This is a genomic window from Streptomyces sp. NBC_01723, from assembly GCF_036246005.1.
GTDB lineage: Bacteria > Actinomycetota > Actinomycetes > Streptomycetales > Streptomycetaceae > Streptomyces.
The window spans coordinates 8,333,466-8,349,452 of record NZ_CP109171.1 but is presented as its reverse complement, the minus strand read 5'-3'; the positions used below and the strand labels follow the sequence as shown (position 1 = coordinate 8,349,452).

13 protein-coding genes and 1 pseudogene are annotated in these 15,987 nt (G+C 73.2%); 9 read left to right on the top strand and 5 right to left on the bottom strand.

The annotated features are described in order from the left end of the window. Nucleotides 1–35 precede the first annotated feature (35 nt). A complete protein-coding gene (nadE, locus tag OIE75_RS38805; protein WP_329473723.1) occupies nt 36–866 on the top strand; it encodes an ammonia-dependent NAD(+) synthetase in 831 nt (276 codons plus the stop codon). A 10-nt stretch (nt 867–876) separates the two neighbouring features. On the opposite strand, the gene OIE75_RS38800 is transcribed toward nadE, so the two are convergent. Next, complete coding sequence (locus OIE75_RS38800; protein WP_307017016.1) at nt 877–1,815, bottom strand: oxidoreductase; 939 nt, start codon at nt 1,813–1,815, stop codon at nt 877–879. An 81-nt stretch (nt 1,816–1,896) separates the two neighbouring features. Between OIE75_RS38800 and OIE75_RS38795 the strand changes: the two genes are divergently transcribed. The 5 genes from OIE75_RS38795 to OIE75_RS38775 all read left to right on the top strand — a co-directional run bounded on the left by OIE75_RS38795 (nt 1,897) and on the right by OIE75_RS38775 (nt 6,952). Beyond that, entirely contained in the window at nt 1,897–2,514 is a 618-nt protein-coding gene (locus OIE75_RS38795; protein WP_307017015.1) for a TetR family transcriptional regulator, read from the top strand. A 143-nt stretch (nt 2,515–2,657) separates the two neighbouring features. Further along, the gene (locus OIE75_RS38790) at nt 2,658–3,503 is read left to right on the top strand and encodes an MIP/aquaporin family protein (protein ID WP_307017014.1); all 846 of its coding nucleotides are present in this window, start codon (nt 2,658–2,660) and stop codon (nt 3,501–3,503) included. A 25-nt stretch (nt 3,504–3,528) separates the two neighbouring features. Further along, entirely contained in the window at nt 3,529–5,052 is a 1,524-nt protein-coding gene (gene glpK / locus OIE75_RS38785) for a glycerol kinase GlpK (RefSeq protein WP_307017013.1), read from the top strand. A gap of 69 nt (nt 5,053–5,121) precedes the next feature. Further along, nucleotides 5,122–6,228 carry an AI-2E family transporter gene (locus tag OIE75_RS38780; protein ID WP_307017012.1) on the top strand — a complete coding sequence of 369 codons (1,107 nt, stop codon included), beginning with the start codon at nt 5,122–5,124 and terminating at the stop codon, nt 6,226–6,228. Between the two features lie 70 nt (nt 6,229–6,298). Then, nucleotides 6,299–6,952, top strand: coding sequence for a maleylpyruvate isomerase N-terminal domain-containing protein (locus tag OIE75_RS38775; RefSeq protein WP_329473722.1), 654 nt, complete (start codon nt 6,299–6,301; stop codon nt 6,950–6,952). 309 nt (nt 6,953–7,261) lie between these two features. Here OIE75_RS38775 and OIE75_RS38770 read toward each other — a convergent pair whose 3' ends face one another. Further along, a complete protein-coding gene (locus OIE75_RS38770; protein ID WP_329473721.1) occupies nt 7,262–8,104 on the bottom strand; it encodes a helix-turn-helix domain-containing protein in 843 nt (280 codons plus the stop codon). Nucleotides 8,105–8,237: 133 nt separating this feature from the next. On the opposite strand from OIE75_RS38770, the gene OIE75_RS38765 reads away from it, so the two are divergent. Continuing rightward, the gene (locus OIE75_RS38765; RefSeq protein WP_329473720.1) at nt 8,238–8,972 is read left to right on the top strand and encodes an SDR family oxidoreductase; all 735 of its coding nucleotides are present in this window, start codon (nt 8,238–8,240) and stop codon (nt 8,970–8,972) included. A gap of 23 nt (nt 8,973–8,995) precedes the next feature. Here OIE75_RS38765 and OIE75_RS38760 read toward each other — a convergent pair whose 3' ends face one another. Together OIE75_RS38760 and OIE75_RS38755 are read right to left on the bottom strand one after the other, a co-directional pair. Further along, on the bottom strand, nt 8,996–10,483 hold the full coding sequence (locus OIE75_RS38760) for a carboxylesterase/lipase family protein (protein WP_307017008.1): 1,488 nt from the start codon (nt 10,481–10,483) through the stop codon (nt 8,996–8,998). Beyond that, nucleotides 10,480–11,418 carry an MBL fold metallo-hydrolase gene (locus OIE75_RS38755; protein WP_329473719.1) on the bottom strand — a complete coding sequence of 313 codons (939 nt, stop codon included), beginning with the start codon at nt 11,416–11,418 and terminating at the stop codon, nt 10,480–10,482. The genes OIE75_RS38760 and OIE75_RS38755 overlap by 4 nt, the downstream gene beginning before the upstream one ends. Nucleotides 11,419–11,547: 129 nt before the next feature. Here OIE75_RS38755 and OIE75_RS38750 point away from each other — a divergent pair, with 129 nt between their 5' ends. Beyond that, nucleotides 11,548–14,322 (top strand): helix-turn-helix transcriptional regulator, encoded by a 2,775-nt coding sequence (locus OIE75_RS38750; protein ID WP_329473718.1) that lies wholly within the window; start codon nt 11,548–11,550, stop codon nt 14,320–14,322. An 18-nt stretch (nt 14,323–14,340) separates the two neighbouring features. Here OIE75_RS38750 and OIE75_RS38745 read toward each other — a convergent pair. Next, nucleotides 14,341–14,955: pseudogene (locus OIE75_RS38745) on the bottom strand (DinB family protein). Nucleotides 14,956–15,167: 212 nt separating this feature from the next. On the opposite strand from OIE75_RS38745, the gene OIE75_RS38740 reads away from it, so the two are divergent. Then, nucleotides 15,168–15,983 (top strand): SAM-dependent methyltransferase, encoded by an 816-nt coding sequence (locus tag OIE75_RS38740; protein WP_329473717.1) that lies wholly within the window; start codon nt 15,168–15,170, stop codon nt 15,981–15,983. Nucleotides 15,984–15,987: the final 4 nt, after the last annotated feature.

Sequence of the window (15,987 nt, the reverse complement as noted above, 5' to 3'; positions counted from 1 at the left end):
GTGACCGAGGCCCTGCACATCGAACAAGGAGCGGCATGAGCGAGCCGGCGTCCATCGCCCTGCAACTGGAGATCGCCCGGGAACTCGAGGTCGCGGAGACCTTCGACGCCGACCGGGAGATCGAACGCCGGGTGGCCTTCCTGGCCGACCGGCTGACCTCCACCGGGCTGCGGTCCCTCGTGCTCGGCATCAGCGGAGGCGTCGACTCCACCACCGCGGGCCGGCTGTGCCAGCTCGCCGTGGAGCGGGCCCGGGCCGCCGGCCACGAGGCGCGCTTCTACGCGATGCGGCTGCCGCACGGCGTCCAGGCCGACGAGCACCACGCCCAGCTCGCGCTCTCCTTCATCCAGGCCGACCAGGTGCTGACCGTCGACGTGAGGCCCGCGAGCGACGCGGCGCTCGACGCCCTGCTCGCCGCCGACGTGGCGTTCCGCGACGACCACCACCAGGACTTCGTGCACGGGAACATCAAGGCCCGGCAGCGCATGATCGCCCAGTACGCGGTGGCCGGGGCGCACCAGGGCCTCGTCGTCGGCACCGACCACGCGGCCGAGGCGGTCTCCGGATTCTTCACCAAGTTCGGCGACGGCGCCGCCGACCTGGTGCCGCTGACCGGTCTCACCAAGCGCCGTGTGCGTGCCCTGGCGGACCGGCTGGGGGCGCCCGCCGAGCTGGTGGGCAAGGTGCCGACGGCCGACCTGGAGTCCCTCGCCCCCGGCAAGGCCGACGAGGACGCCCTCGGCGTCACCTACGAGGAGATCGACGACTTCCTGGAGGGCAAGCCGGTCAAGGACGAGGCCTTCCAGAGGATCGTCACCCGCTACCGTCAGACCGACCACAAACGCATGCTGCCGATCGCGCCCTGAGCGGCCGGTCTCAGACGGCCGTGGACGAAAGCGGGTACCGGACGCCGGTCAGCCGCTCCGACAGGTCCCACAGCCGGCGGCCGGTGGCTTCGTCGTCCGCCGCCGGCGACAGCCGTACCCGCGTCGGTCCACCCCTCAGCTCGCCCGGTCCGTCCGGGCCCATGAAGTCGCCGCTCAGCGCGCCCGGGTCGGTCGCCGCGTACAGCTGCGGGAGGGCGCCCCGCTCGGCGGACTGGGCCAGGGGGAGGAGAAGGCGGCCGAACAGGAACCGCACGGCGGCGACCGGCGCGCTCGTCTGCAGGCCGGTGGCGCTGTAGCCCGGGTGCGCGAGGACGCTGCGCACCGGGCTGCCCGCCCTGGCCAGTCGCCGGTGCAGCTCCCGTCCGAAGACGGCGTTCGCGAACTTCGACTGGTTGTAGAACCCCATGGGTGAGTAGTGGCGTTCACCGGTGAGGTCGTCGAGGAAGAGGCGCCCCTGCCGGTGGTTGGCGGACGTCACCGTCACCACGCGGGGGTCCCGCGCTCCGGCCAGCAGGTCGATCAGCAGGCCGGTGAGCGCGAAGTGGCCCAGGTGGTTGCAGGCGAACTGCGACTCGTGCCCCTGCGCGCTCAGTCGCCGGGGCGGCGCCATGATGCCGGCGTTGTTGACGAGCACGTCGACCCTCGGATGGTCGGCACGCACCCCCTGGGCGAAGGCCCGCACCGATTCGAGGTCGGCCAGGTCGAGCCGGCGCACCTCCAGGCGGCCGCCCGGCGTCCCGGCGGAGATCCGCGCGGCCGCCCGCCGTCCCTTCTCCTCGTCACGCACGGCGAGGATCACGTGTCCGCCCCGCTCGGCGAGGGCCCGGGTGGTCGCCAGGCCCAGGCCGCTGCCGGCTCCGGTGACGACGAACACCCGTGCGCTCTGGTCCGCGATCCGCTCGGTGGTCCAACATCGCTGTTGTGTCATGTGGCTCACCATGCCGCTGATGGCACCGAGTGTCAACAAGGTAACCCGGTGCCATGCGAGGCATGGGGTTACGATGAGCCGGTGAACACTCGCCCCGAAGCCAGCCTGGCCCAGCGCAAGCGTCAACTCGTCTCGGACGAACTGACCGAGGCGGCGCTGCAACTGCTGGCCTCGAAGGGGTTCGACGCGGTCACCATCGACGAGATCGCGAGCACCGCGGGAGTGTCCAAGAGGACGTTCTTCCGGTACTTCGCGTCCAAGGAGGACGTGGTCGTTCAGTTCCTGACCGACATGGGCGCCGGCATCCATCAGGAGCTGGCCGACCGCCCCACCACCGAACGCCCTTCCCTGGCGTTGCGGAACGCCCTTTCGGCCCCCATCGCCGCCTGCGCCGATCACTCGGACAGAGCACTGCGGGTGGTCCAGCTGATTCTGCGCACCCCGGCCCTGCACGCCCGCTTCCTGGAGCGGCAGGGACAGTGGCGCGAGGACCTGACGGCGGAGCTGGCCCTCCGTCCGGGCCCCGCCGCGGACGTCGACCTCTATCCCCAACTGGCCGCGGGGATGGCGCTGACCGCGTTCAACACCGTGCTGCACCGCTGGAGCGAGAGCGACGGCACCGAGGATCCGGTGGCACTGACCGAGCGGGCCTTCGCCGTCATCGCCCCGGCGCTCGACGCCGTCCGCCCGGAGGCGTGAGAGGAAACGCACGGCACCCGCGTACGAGGTGACCGCTCGTCACGCTTGTCCTCTATGTGCGGTTTGTCGGAAGTGACCTTAGTCTGTCCGAGGAGATGCTCGAACAGTCGACAGCCGGTCATGCCGGCGGAAGGTGAGCTTCCATGGCTGAGCGGCTCAAAAGACACGGTCTGATCGGTGAAGTGTCGGCCGAATTCGCCGGCACGATGATCCTTATCCTCTTCGGCTGCGGCGTGGTCGCCCAGGTCGCGGCGGGCGGTGCCCTCACCGACCCCGCCGGCGGCCTCGGGGACCACGACAGCATCGCCTGGGCGTGGGGCTTCGGTGTCACGCTCGGCGTCTATGTGGCGGCCCGGCTGAGTGGCGCCCACCTCAACCCGGCGGTGACCCTCGCCCTCGCCACCTTCAAGGGCTTCCCCTGGCGCAAGGTGCTCCCGTACGCACTGGCCCAGACGGCGGGCGCCTTCGTGGCGGCGCTCATCGTCCGCTGGAACTACAGCGAGGCCCTGGCGAAGGCCGACCCCGGGCTCACCATCAAGACGCAGACGGTGTTCTCCACCCTGCCCGCCAACGGCAACCCGGCGCTCCCGGTGCACGAGTGGGGCGCGTTCCGCGACCAGGTCATCGGCACCGCCATCCTGCTGCTGCTGATCCTGGCCGTCACGGACATGCTGAACACCCCGCCGGGCGCGAACCTGGGCGCCTTCATCATCGGCCTGATCGTGGTCGCGATCGGCATGGCCTACGGCACCAACGCCGGCTACGCCATCAACCCGGCCCGTGACTTCGGTCCCCGGCTGGCCAGCTTCCTCACCGGGTACGGGGGCGCGTGGCGAGATCAGTACGGAAATCTCTACTTCTGGGTGCCGATCCTCGGCCCGCTGATCGGAGGCGTGCTCGGCGCCGGTCTGTACAAGGTGTTCGTCGGCCGGTTCCTGCCGACCGCCGAGCCCGAACCGCCGGGGCGTGTCCCGGCATCAGAAGGCTGACACCGGCCGGAGAGGCGGCACAACCATGGCGGACTTCATCGGCGCGGTGGACCAGGGGACCACCAGCACCCGATTCATGATCTTCGACCACGGCGGCAACGAGGTCGCGAAGCACCAACTGGAGCACGAGCAGATCCTCCCGCGCTCCGGATGGGTGGAGCACGACCCGGTCGAGATCTGGGAGCGCACCAACTCGGTGATGCAGAACGCGCTGCGCAACGGCGGCCTGTCGGGCAGCGACCTGGCGGCCATCGGCATCACCAACCAGCGCGAGACCACGGTGGTCTGGGACCCCCGCACCGGGCGTCCCTACTACAACGCCATCGTGTGGCAGGACACCCGCACCGACGCCATCGCGGCCAACCTGGAGCGCTCGGGACGGGGCGACGTCATCCGCCGCAAGGCCGGGCTGCCCCCGGCGACGTACTTCTCCGGCGGAAAGATCCAGTGGATCCTGGAGAACGTCGACGGCGTCCGCGAGGCGGCCGAACAGGGCCACGCCGTGTTCGGCAACACGGACTGCTGGGTGCTGTGGAACCTGACCGGCGGTCCCGACGGCGGCATCCACGCCACCGACGTGACCAACGCGAGCCGCACCATGCTGATGAACCTGGAGACGCTCGACTGGGACGACGAACTGCTGGGCTTCTTCGGGATCCCGCGGAGCATGCTGCCCACCATCAACCCGTCCTCGCACCGGGAGGCGTACGGCACCACCCGGACCTCCCGGCCGCTGCGCGCCGCCGTTCCCATCACCGGCGTCCTCGGCGACCAGCACGCGGCGACCGTCGGGCAGGTCTGCTTCTCGCCCGGCGAGGCCAAGAACACCTACGGCACCGGCAACTTCCTGGTCCTCAACACCGGCACCGAACTGGTTCGTTCGGAGCACGGCCTGCTCACCACGGTGGCCTACCAGTTCGGCGACAGCCCGGCGGTCTACGCGCTGGAGGGCTCCATCGCGGTGACGGGTTCGGCGGTGCAGTGGCTGCGCGACCAGATGAAGATCATCAAGACCGCGGCCGAGAGCGAGGAACTGGCCCGTTCCGTCGAGGACAACGGCGGCATGTACTTCGTCCCCGCCTTCTCCGGCCTGTTCGCCCCCTACTGGCGCTCCGACGCCCGAGGCGCGATCGTCGGGCTCGCCCGGTACAACGACAACGCGCACCTGGCACGGGCGACGCTGGAGGCCATCTGCTACCAGAGCCGCGACGTGGTCGTGGCCATGGAGCAGGACTCCGGCGTCCACCTGGACGTGCTCAGGGTCGACGGCGGTGTGACCGCCAACGACCTCTGCATGCAGATCCAGGCCGACGTCCTCGGCGTCCCGGTCAGCCGCCCGGTCGTCGCGGAGACCACCGCGCTCGGCGCGGCCTACGCGGCGGGGCTCGCGACGGGCTTCTGGCGGGATACCGACGAACTGCGCACGCACTGGCGCGAGTCGAGGCGCTGGGAACCCCAGTGGTCCGAGGAGCGGCGCGCGGAAGGTTACGCCGGCTGGAAGATGGCCGTGGAGCGCACCCTCGACTGGGTCAAGGTGCCCGAGAGCTGAGCACAGCGCGGGTTCCCGCGGAGACCCTCACGCCCGGGGACGGCGGGGCTTGCCCATAGGGTGGCCCCCATGTCTGCCAGATTGAGTTCCGCGAGGACCCGCGCCGCGCTGCGCACCGGCGCCCGCGTCTCTGCCGAGTTGCTGCTCATACTCGTCATGCTCGCGGTGGCCCTGTGGCTCCTCGGCCGCATGTGGTCGGTCGTGTGGCCCCTGATAGTCGGCCTGCTGTTGACCACGCTGACCTGGCCCGCGGCCCGCTTCCTGCGCCGGCACGGCTGGCGCCCCGCGCTCGCCGCGGCGACGGTCACGGTCGGGTTCCTGCTCGCCCTCCTCGGCATCGTGGCGCTGATCGCGGTACCGATGTCGTCCCAGACCGGGGAGTTGACCGACGGTGTGGTCGAGGGCATCGAGCGGCTGCGCGAGTGGGCCGCCGGTCCGCCGCTGAACATCGGCGACGATCAGATCACGGGTGCGCTCGACTCGGCCATGGCCCGCCTCCAGGACAGCGTCGGCAGTGTGGTGACCGCCGTGACCACGGGGGTGAGCGTCGTGGTCAACGGTCTGATCACCGCGGTGCTGGGCCTCTTCCTGATGTTCTTCTTCCTCAAGGACGGACCGCGGTTCCTGCCGTGGCTCACCCGTCAGCTGCCCGGCCGGCTGGCCACCGACGTCCCGGCCGTGGCCCTGCGTGCCTGGGAGACCCTGGGCTCCTTCGTCCGCTCGCAGGCACTGGTGGGCCTGCTCGACGCGGTCTTCATCGGACTCGGGCTGTGGATCCTGGGTGTGCCCCTGGTCCTGCCGCTGGCGGTGCTGACGTTCGTGTCCGCGTTCGTGCCCATCGTGGGAGCCCTGTTCGCGGGCTTCGTCGCGGTGCTCATCGCGCTGGTGTCCAACGGGCTGACGGACGCGCTGCTCGTGCTGGCGATCATCGTCGTCGTACAGCAGTTGGAGGGCAACGTGTTCCAGCCCATCATCCAGAGCCGCGGCCTCGGTCTGCACGCGGCGGTGATCCTGCTGGCGGTGACGCTGGGCGGCAGCCTGGCCGGGATCGTGGGCAGTCTGCTCGCGGTGCCGATCGCGGCGCTGATCGCGGTGGTCTGGAACTACGTGCGCGAGCAACTCGTCGAACCACCGGAGGAACCCGCTCAGGCACCGGCGGCGCCTGCGGGGGCCTGAGCGGCCGGGCGGGCGGCGGCGGGCGGGAAACCGGTCGCCGCGGCGGCACGGGTGCTGTTGGCTTGCGGTCATGGAGCTCTTCACCAGCTCATGGGCGGCCCTGCGCACGGCCGTCGCCGAGCTCGCCGACGAGGACTTCGCACGGCCGTCCGGCTGCACCGGCTGGCTCGTCCGGGACCTGGTGTGCCACCTGGTCATCGACGCCCAGGACGTGCTGATCACCCTGGCCACCCCGGCCTCGGCGGAGCCGACCCGGTCCGCGGCGACCTACTGGAACGTCGTCGAGACCCCCACGGGCGACGACCCGTTGGACGCGCTGACCGTCCGGCTGGCAGCCGCCTACCAGGAGCCGTGGCTGCTCACGTTCCATCTGGACGACGTGGGTTCGGCCGCCGGCCGCGCCGCCGGACTCGCGGACCCCGCCGCCCGCGTGGAGACCCAGGACCAGGTGCTCACAGCGGGCGACTACCTCTCGGCATACGTCCTGGAGTGGTCGCTGCACCACCTCGACCTCGTCGCCCACCTCCCGGAGGCGGCCGCGCCTCCCGCCGAGGCGCTGGCCGGGGCCCGGGCGCTGCTGGAGCGGGTCGTCGGGGAGGAGTTCCCCCGGTCGTTCGGCGACGCGGACGCGCTGCTGGTGGGCACGGGCCGGCGTGCCCCGACCGCGGCGGAGACGACGGCACTGGGCGGGCTCGCCGCGCGGCTCCCCTTCGCGCTGGGCTGAGACGGCACCGGTACCCCGTCCCGTCGTCCGACGGGGGCCAACCGATCGGACGACGGACACCGAGGCCTGCGGCGGCTCCGGCGCCCGGGAACTGGTCAAGCTCGCGTCACTGTCCCGCGCGCCGGCGGAGGCGCTGCGCCGCCGCGACGTGGACGACCTGACCGCGGAGCTGACGGCCGAGACCGCGGTCACGGTCCTGTAGGTGGCCGTCGGGCGCTGGATGAACGGGCCCGTGGAACGGCCGGTGCGCGAACTCGTCGACGACTGCCTCGACGTGCTGCGCGCCCTGCTCGCCGGCCGCGGCGCCGGTTAACTCCGCGGCCCGGTGCGCCGCCGGGTGGCGTGGAGGGTGCCGAGCAGGTCGAGGGCGTGGGCGCTCGGGCCGCCGGGCTCGGCGTGGTAGATCACGAGCTGCTGGCCGGGTGCGTCGCGCACGTCGAAGGCCTGGTAGGTGAGGGCGAGGGCGCCGACCTCGGGGTGGCGGAGGTTCTTGGCGTCCTGGGTCTTGCCGCGCACGGCGTGGGCGTTCCACAGGCGGGTGAAGTCCGCGCTGTGCTCGGTGAGGGTGCCGACCAGACGGCGCAGCCGTGGGCTGTCCGGATCGAACCCGGCCGCCTGGCGCAGGTTGGCGACGGTGGCCTGGGCCGCCCGCTCCCAGTCTGCGTAGAAGGCCCGGCCCGCGGGGTCGAGGAACACCATGCGGGCCAGGTTGTCGGCCGGCTCGAACGGCTCGAAGAGGGCTTCGGCCAGGGCGTTGGCTGCCAGCAGGTCCAGGGTGCGGCTCAGCACGAACGCCGGGGTGTGCGGGTAGCCGTCCATCAACTGGCGCAGCGCGGGACTGACTTCCTCCGCGGCGAAGGCGGGGGGTGCCTCGCCCGGTGCGCCGCCGACGAGGCGGAACAGGTGTGCCCGGGCGTCGGTGTCCAGGCGCAGGGCGCGGGCGAGGGCGTCGAGGACCTGGGGGGAGGGGTTGCGTTCGCGGCCCTGTTCCAGGCGGGTGTAGTAGTCGCCGTTGACTCCGGCGAGGACCGCGACCTCCTCGCGGCGCAGCCCGGCGACCCTGCGGGTGCCGTGGCTGACCATGCCGACGTCCCGCGGCCGCAGTCCGGCCCGGCGTGCGCGCAGGAACTCGCCCAGGTGGTTCTCGTCCATGGCGTCCAGGTTAGGCGGCGGCCCCGGTCCCTGCCCGGGTGTGTCGCACCCAGGCAGGGACCGTCCTGGCACCTGGCCGCTGACCTGCACAGACTCGGTGGAGCAAGGCCGGAAACCGAGAGGACGCACTGTCATGACACACATCGCGAAGGTCGTACTGGTCACCGGGGCGAGCAGCGGGATCGGTGAGGCGACGGCCCACCGCCTGGCCGCCGACGGCCACCGGGTGTTCCTGGGCGCCCGCCGCACCGACCGGCTGGAGAAGCTGGCCGGGCGCATCACGGCCGAGGGCGGCACGGCCGCCTTCCGACGGCTGGACGTCACCGACGCCGCCGACGTGCGGGCGTTCGTGTCGGCCGCCGCCGAACGCTGGGGCCGGGTGGACGTGCTGGTCAACAACGCCGGGGTGATGCCGCTCTCGCCGCTCGCGGCCCTGAAGGTGGACGAGTGGGACCGGATGATCGACGTGAACGTGCGCGGGGTCCTGCACGGCGTCGCGGCCGCGCTGCCGGTCATGCGGCGGCAGGGCGGCGGACACGTCGTGAACATCGCGTCGGTCGGCGCGTACGAGGTGGTGCCCACCGCCGCCGTGTACTGCGCGACCAAGTTCGCGGTGCGGGCCCTGTCCGAGGGGCTGCGCCAGGAGTCGGACGGAAGCATCCGGGTGAGCGTCGTCTCCCCCGGCGTCACCGAGTCGGAGCTGGCCGCCTCCATCTCCGACCCGCGTGCGCGGAAGGACATGGAGACCTACCGTTCGGTGGCCCTCCCCGCCTCCGCCATCGCGGACGCCGTCGCGTTCGCCGTGTCCCGGGCCGCCGGGGTCGACGTCAACGAGATCGTCGTACGCCCGGCGGGCAGCGCCCAGTAGCCGGGTGGGCCCAAACCTGCGGGTCAGCTCCAGGCCCGCCGCTCCGCGCCGCGGGGGTCGTCGACCGGCGTCCATTCCGCGTCGATGCGCATGGTCGTCCGGCGCCGGGTGTCGTAGGCGTCCCAGCCCGGGTCGCCGGTGCTCGCGAACCTGATCCAGGCCGCGTGCGTGCGGGCGGCGAGGTCCGCCGGTGGTTCGTCGGGGCCGAGCAGACGGCCGGGTCCGCGCAGCTCCGGCAGGCCGGTGCGGTCGAAGACGAAGGGCAGTTCCATGGTGTGGGTGGCGCCGAGCAGTCCGTCCAGGGCGTGCGAGCGCCAGGCGAACTCGTAGGCGTGGGTGGAGGAGGCCGGATGCGCGGCGTGCGCGTCGGCCAGGGCGCGGCTGCCGGCGCCGAAGAGGGCGTCGCCCATGATGGCGGACCGCAGTTCGCCGGGGCTCGCTCCGGGGCGTGCCGTGCGGTACGTCCCGACGAGCCGCGCCGGGTCCGGGTGCGAGCGCGCGGCCGTGGCGTCGACGTCGTGGGCGTCGGAGGTGGTGTACCGGTCGACGGGAACCAGGTAGAGGTTGCCCTCCTCGCTGTTGGTTCCGATGAGCAGGTCGGTGCCCGCACCGGCCCCCGCGGCGACGGACAGCGCGGGCTGGGTGTCGAGGACCAGGCTGAAGGGGCTGAGGCCGAGCAGCGGGTCGCGGTGGGTCGGGGTCCGCAGGTCGAGGCCGGCCAGGCCGTCCGCGGCGTCGACCAAGCGGTCGTCGGGGATCTCCGCGAAGGCGTCGGCCCGGGGCGCCACGCCGAGGGCGTCGGCCGCCGCCGCGGTGACGCGGGCGGCCTGCTCGGTGGTGAACGCGCCCAAGCCGCTGCCGCTCTGGACGATCGCCCGGCGCAGGAGCCCGGCGGCCCCGGGGTCGGCGAGGACACCGCCCACGATCGTCGCCCCGGCCGACTGGCCGAAGAGGGTGACGCGGTGCGGGTCTCCGCCGAAGGCGGCGATGTTCTCGTGCACCCACCGCAGTGCGGCGACGACGTCCAGCAGGCCGCGGTTGGCGGGCGCTCCGGGGAGGTCGAGGAATCCGGCGATGCCCAGCCGGTAGTTGAGGGTGACGAGGACGACCCCGTCGCGGGCGAACGCGGACCCGTCGTACATCGGGGACCGGGTCGATCCGGCGACGAATCCCCCGCCGTGGACGAACACCATGACGGGCAGGGCGCCGCTCGTGATCTCGGGCGTCCACACGTTGACGGTCAGGTGGTCGTCGCCGGGGATCCGGCCGGGGCCGAAGTAGGCCGACATGTCGACACGGCCGAGTCTGCGCTCGGCCTGCGGTGCGGTGGGCCCCGGCCGGGTGGCGTCGCGTACGCCGTCCCAGCTCTCGTGCGGCCGTGGCGGTGCGAAGCGGCCGGGGCCCCGGGGCGGGGCGGCGTAGGGGATGTTCAGGAAGACGGCGGTGCCGTCCTTGAGGGTTCCGCGTACGGCGCCCCGGTCCGTGGTCACGACGGGGTCGTGGTGGTTCACTTCGTGCCCTTCCGGTGGTCTCGGCGCTGCTCGGTGTACGGGTCGAAGGGCGCCCAGCCCTTGATGGCGAACTTGTCCGCGTCGCGCACCACTTCGGCGGCCCCGTGGCCGGCCAGGTGTGCCGGGAACAGGAGGGCGTGGTGGTCGGCGGCCCAGCCCAGGAGCCTGCGGCGGGTGGCGCGGGCGACGGCGGGGTCCTCGCAGAAGCAGCTGTTGTGGTCCGGTTCGAGGATCTGGACCGGAGAGTGCAGCAGGTCCCCGACGAAGAGCGCGCGGTCCGTCCCGGAGTCGAGGGTGAGCACGCTGGAGCCCGGGGTGTGACCGGGGGCCGGGTCCAGCCGCAGGTTGCCGTCGATCCGGTGGCCGCCCTCCCACAGCACGGTCTGTCCGGCCCGGTGCACCGGGGCCACGCTGTCCTCGAACACGTTCTGGTTGCCGCGGCCGAGCAGCGGACGGTGACCGTTCTCGGGGTTCCAGAATTCGAAGTCGTCGCGCGGCATCAGATACGTGGCGTTCGGGAACGTGGGCACCCAGTTCCGCCCGTCCAGATACGTGTTCCAGCCGACGTGGTCGATGTGGAGATGCGTGTTGATCACGACGTCCACGTCCTCCGGTTGGACGCCGGCCCGTGCGAGGTTGGCGAGGAAATCGGTGTCGAGCCGGCTCCAGACCGGCGCGTAGGGGCGTTCCTTGTGGTTGCCCACACCGGTGTCGACGAGGATGTTCCTGCCCTCGCTGCGCAGCAGCCAGGTCTGGATCGCCGAGTTCACGATGTTGGTCCGGGAATCCAGGAAATGCGGTTCGAGCCAGTCCCGGCGGCGGTCCCACACGTCTTTCGGGACTTCCGGGAAGAACGTCTCGGGTGTCATTTCCACGGGCCCGAAGTATTCCCACACCCGGGTGACACTGACCTTCCCGAGTTCGATCCGTTCCATGACGCTCCTTGGTGAGGCGAGGACATTACGGGGCCCGACCGAAAACCTACGGAGGCTCCGACGGGCGCGGTATCCGTCACCTGACTGCACCCGCGCCGGGCAGCCGACGCCGCTTGTAGCCTTGGCGGCGTGGACGAGCGCGCAGGGAAGGCGGGTGCCGCCGCGGACCCGGGGCCGGACACCGGCGAGCCGGTCGTGGGCCGGGACGCGGAGTGGGCACGCCTCCTTCGTGCGGTGGACCCGGCGTCGCCCGAGCGGGTGCTGCTGCTCCTGGGCGAGGCGGGCACGGGCAAGAGCACGCTGCTGGACTCCGTGGCGCGGCGGGCCGCGGCGAGCGGTGCGCGCGTGCTGCGGGCCACCGGGAGCGAGTCGGAGTCGGACCTCGCGTTCTCCGCGCTGCACCAACTGCTGCGGCCGGTGCGCGCCGAGGCGGAGCGCCTGCCGGAAGGACAGCGCGCGGCGCTGGGCGGCGCCCTCGGCGCGGGGCGGGACGCGGCGCCGCCCGACCTCATGCTCGTCGGCGTGGCCGTCCTGAACCTGCTCTCCGAGCTGGGCGGGCCCTCCCCCGTGCTGGTGCTCCTCGACGACGCGCCGCTGTTCGACCGCGCCTCCCTCACCGTGCTGTCCTTCGTGGCCCGGCGGCTGGCGGGCGAGTCGGTGACGATGCTGGTCGGTGCCCGTACGGGCGAACACCTCCCGGGCTTCGACGGGCACACGCCGGTCCTCGGCCTCGGACCGCTGGACGACGCCTCGGCCCACCGTCTCCTGGACCTCCAGCCGCGGAGTCCCGCCGGCCGGACCCGGGCGCGGGTCCTCGACCAGGCCGTCGGCAACCCGCTGGCGCTGGTGGAACTGGCGAGGTCCGCCCGGGACCCGGACCGGGAGCCGCCGCCCGCCGGACCACTGCCGCTCACCGACCACCTGGAGCGGGTCTTCGCGGCCCGTCTCGACGGCCTCCCCTCCCCCACCGCACGGGCCCTGCTGCTCCTGGCCGCCATGGACACCGGCGACTCCGCGCTCGCCCTGCCGGCCGGGCTGCCCGGTGCCGGGGACGACGCGTGGCTGCCCGCCGAGGCGGCCGGGCTGATCCGGCGGACCGGCTCCGGTCTCCGGTTCCGCCACCCGCTGATGCGGTCCGCGGTGTATCACGCGGCGTCCTCCGAGGCCCGCCGTGCGGCGCACCTGGCCCTGGCCGACCTGCTGCGTACCGAGCCGGACCGGCGTGCCTGGCACCGTGCCGCCGCCGCCCCGCACGCGGACGCGGACGTGTCGGCGGACCTGGTGCGCACCGCCGGGCGGGCCAGCCGCCGGGGCGGCCACGCGGCGGCGGCGAAGGCGCTGCAACGGGCCGCCGAACTCGCCCCGCGCCCCGAGGACGGCGCCCGGCTGCTGGTGGCGGCCGCCCGGGCGGCGGTGCTCACCGGGGACCTGTCCTGGGTCGAGGAACTGGTCGCGGCCGTCCGTGCGCGCACGGACGACGTGGGCCTGCGGGCCGAGGCGGCCGCGCAGGCCGGGCGGCTGGCGGTGCTGACCGCGCGTCACTCCGCGGTCTTCGCCCGGCTGACCGACACCGCCGAGGGGCTGGCCCGCTCCCGGCCCGCCGCCGCGCTGGATCTGCTGACGGACGCCGCGGTGGTCCGCTTCTACGCCGGACGCGCAGACCAACTGCACCGGCTCGAAGAGGTGTTGGCGGAGCTGCCGGAGGACGTGCCGGACCCGTGGCCGGGCGTCTGGGTCAGGGCCGTGTCCGACCCCTTCGGGAGCCGGGCGTGGCTCGTCCCCCGACTGCCCCGGCTGGCCGACGAGTCCGCGGGCCGGCCCGAACGGCTCACCGCGGTGGGCGTCATGGCGTGGCTCATGGACGAGACACCGCTCGCCGTCCGCGCCTTCGACGAGGCCTTCGACCACTGGGAGGCGCACGGGGCGCTCCCCGACGGCATGGGCGGCGCGGCGGCCTGGGCCTATCTGGAACAGGGGCGCTGGGGACGGGCCCGCGAGGCATGTGCCCGCGTCACCGCGGTCGGCTCGGCGCTGGGCCTGGACCACGCCGTGGCGTGCGCGGCCGCGGTGGACGCGATGCTGCTCGCCCTCCAGGGGGACAGTGAGCCGGCGCGCGCCCGGGCGGCGGACGCGCTCGCCCTCGTCGATCCGCTGGAGAGCCGCTCGGTCGCGGTCTACGCCCGGCGCGCGCTCGCGGCCGCCGCGGCGGCCGACGGTGCCCACGAGACGGCGTACGACCAACTGCGCGCGGTCTTCACGGCGGACGGCTCCCCCGTGCACTACCACGCGTCCTACCCGGCGCTCGCGGACCTGGCCGCGGCCGCCGTGCGCGCGGGGCGGCGCGAGGAGGCCGCCGCGATCGTCGAGCGCGCCGCGCGCGCACTCGCCGGGAACGCCTCTCCCCGTCTGCGCGCCCTGACCGAGCGGGCCCGCGGTCTCCTCGCGGACCCGGAGGACGCCGAAGCCCGCTTCCGGGCGGCCCTCGCCGACCCGGACTCGGCGCACCGGCCCTTCGAGCGCGCGCAGGCCCTGCTGGACCTAGCCGAGTGGCTGCGCCGCCGGCGGAGGATCACCGAGGCGCGTGCGCCGCTCGCCGAGGCCCTGGAGACCTTCCGGCGGCTGGGCGCGCGCCCCTGGGCCGAACGGGCCCTGGCCGAGTCGCGGGCCGCCGGACTCGACGTCGCCGGCACGGACCCCGGCTCGCTGGCCGGGCTCTCTCCGCAACAGCGGCAGATCATCGGGCTCGCCGCCCGCGGGCTGACCAACCGTGAGATCGGCGAGCGGCTCTTCCTCTCCCCGCGCACGGTCGGCTCGCACCTGTACCGCAGCTTCCCCAAGCTGGGCATCACGGCCCGCTCGCAGCTCCGCGACCTCGTGGAGCGGGCGGGCGGCAACCGGTCGTGAGGCCGTGCGGCGTCCGGGCTACCGTCGACGTTCCCGGTACAGGTCGCGGAGCAGGGCGATCTCGGCCCCGTGATGGAGCACCTCCTGATCGACCCACCAGACGATGTCGGCGAACGGCTCCTCCGCGTCACTGCCGTGGGGGTACGTGGACCGGCCGACGGCGTCCAGTGCCGCGTCGTCGATGCTCAGCAGGGCCTTCCGCCAGGCCGCGGCGCCCGCCTCGAAAGCGGCGGCCCCCTCCTTCGCGCCGCCCGCGACGGCGTACACGTCGCGGGTGAGGTGCGGGTGCCCGCCGTGTGGTCGGCCCGCAGGAGCAGCATCTCGGCGAGGTGGCTGAGCCGCCAGGCGAGGGTCGTGAAGAGCGGCGGTGCGGGATGCGGGTGGGGCGCGGCGTCCCTGCCCCACTCACCGGTGCCGGTGAGCAGCGTGGCCCGCGGACCGGGCCTTCCGCCCGCCGCCGCACCGACCAGCAGCCCGGCACCGGCTCCCAGGAGAACTCCTCGTCCGTCACCGGAGCGACCGGCGTCCGGGTCCCGTCTCCGCTGTCCAGTCCGGGCCGGTCAGACGGCCGGTGAGGCGCTCGCACGCGAAGTCGAACTGTTCGATCAGGGGGATCAGACGGGGCCGTGTCATCGGACGCTCCTGCCGTGTACCGGACGGGGCCGGTGGGGAATTCGTGCTGCCGGCCCGCCGGCCTGGCACGACCGCCCCGCGTCGTGCGCCCGGATTTCCGCGGAGCCCTCGGTTCCGCCCGGGCTGTGGGTGAACCGGTGTACAGGGAAAGGCCGTTGCGACGTAGGTTGTGGGAAAGCACCCACGCCTCGGCTGAAAGACGGACCGCCACCATGAACGACCCTGCGACGACGCCCGGTCACTCGGCACACCAGAAGATCGACACCTCGGTGCCGCACTCGGCCCGGATCTGGAACTACTGGCTGGGCGGGAAGGACAACTACCCCGTGGACGAGGCGGCCGGCGACGCGTACACCGCCGTCTTCCCCGGCATCGTCACCATCGCCCGCAGCAGCCGGGCCTTCCTGCGCCGCAACATCACCCATCTGGTCGCCGAGGCGGGCATCCGGCAGTTCCTCGACATCGGCACCGGTCTGCCGACCGCCGACAACACCCACGAGGTCGCCCAGCGCCTCGCGCCCGAGGCGCGCGTCGTCTACGTGGACAACGACCCGATGGTCCTCGCCCACGCCCGCGCGCTGCTGTACTCCACCCCGGAGGGCGCGACCGCCTACATCGACGCCGACGTGCTCGACCCGGACACGGTCCTGGCGGCCGCCGCCGAGACCCTGGACCTCGACCGGCCGGTCGCCCTCATCCTCAGCAACATCCTGGGCCACGTCGCCGACTACGACCGGGCGCGTTCCATCGCCACCCGGCTGATGGACGCCCTGCCGTCCGGCAGCCACCTCTCGGTCAACGACGGCTCGCGGGGCACGGACCCGGAGTTCGAGCGGGCGCAGGACGCCTACAACGAGAGCGGCGCCGCGCCGTACATCCTGCGCACCGTCGACCAGATCACGGGATACTTCGACGGCCTGGAGCTCTTGGAGCCGGGCGTGGTTCCGGTGACCCTGTGGCGTCCCGAGGCCGGCGGCCCCGCCCCGGAGCCCATCGGCGAACACGGCGGTCTCGCGCGCAAGCCGTGACGCC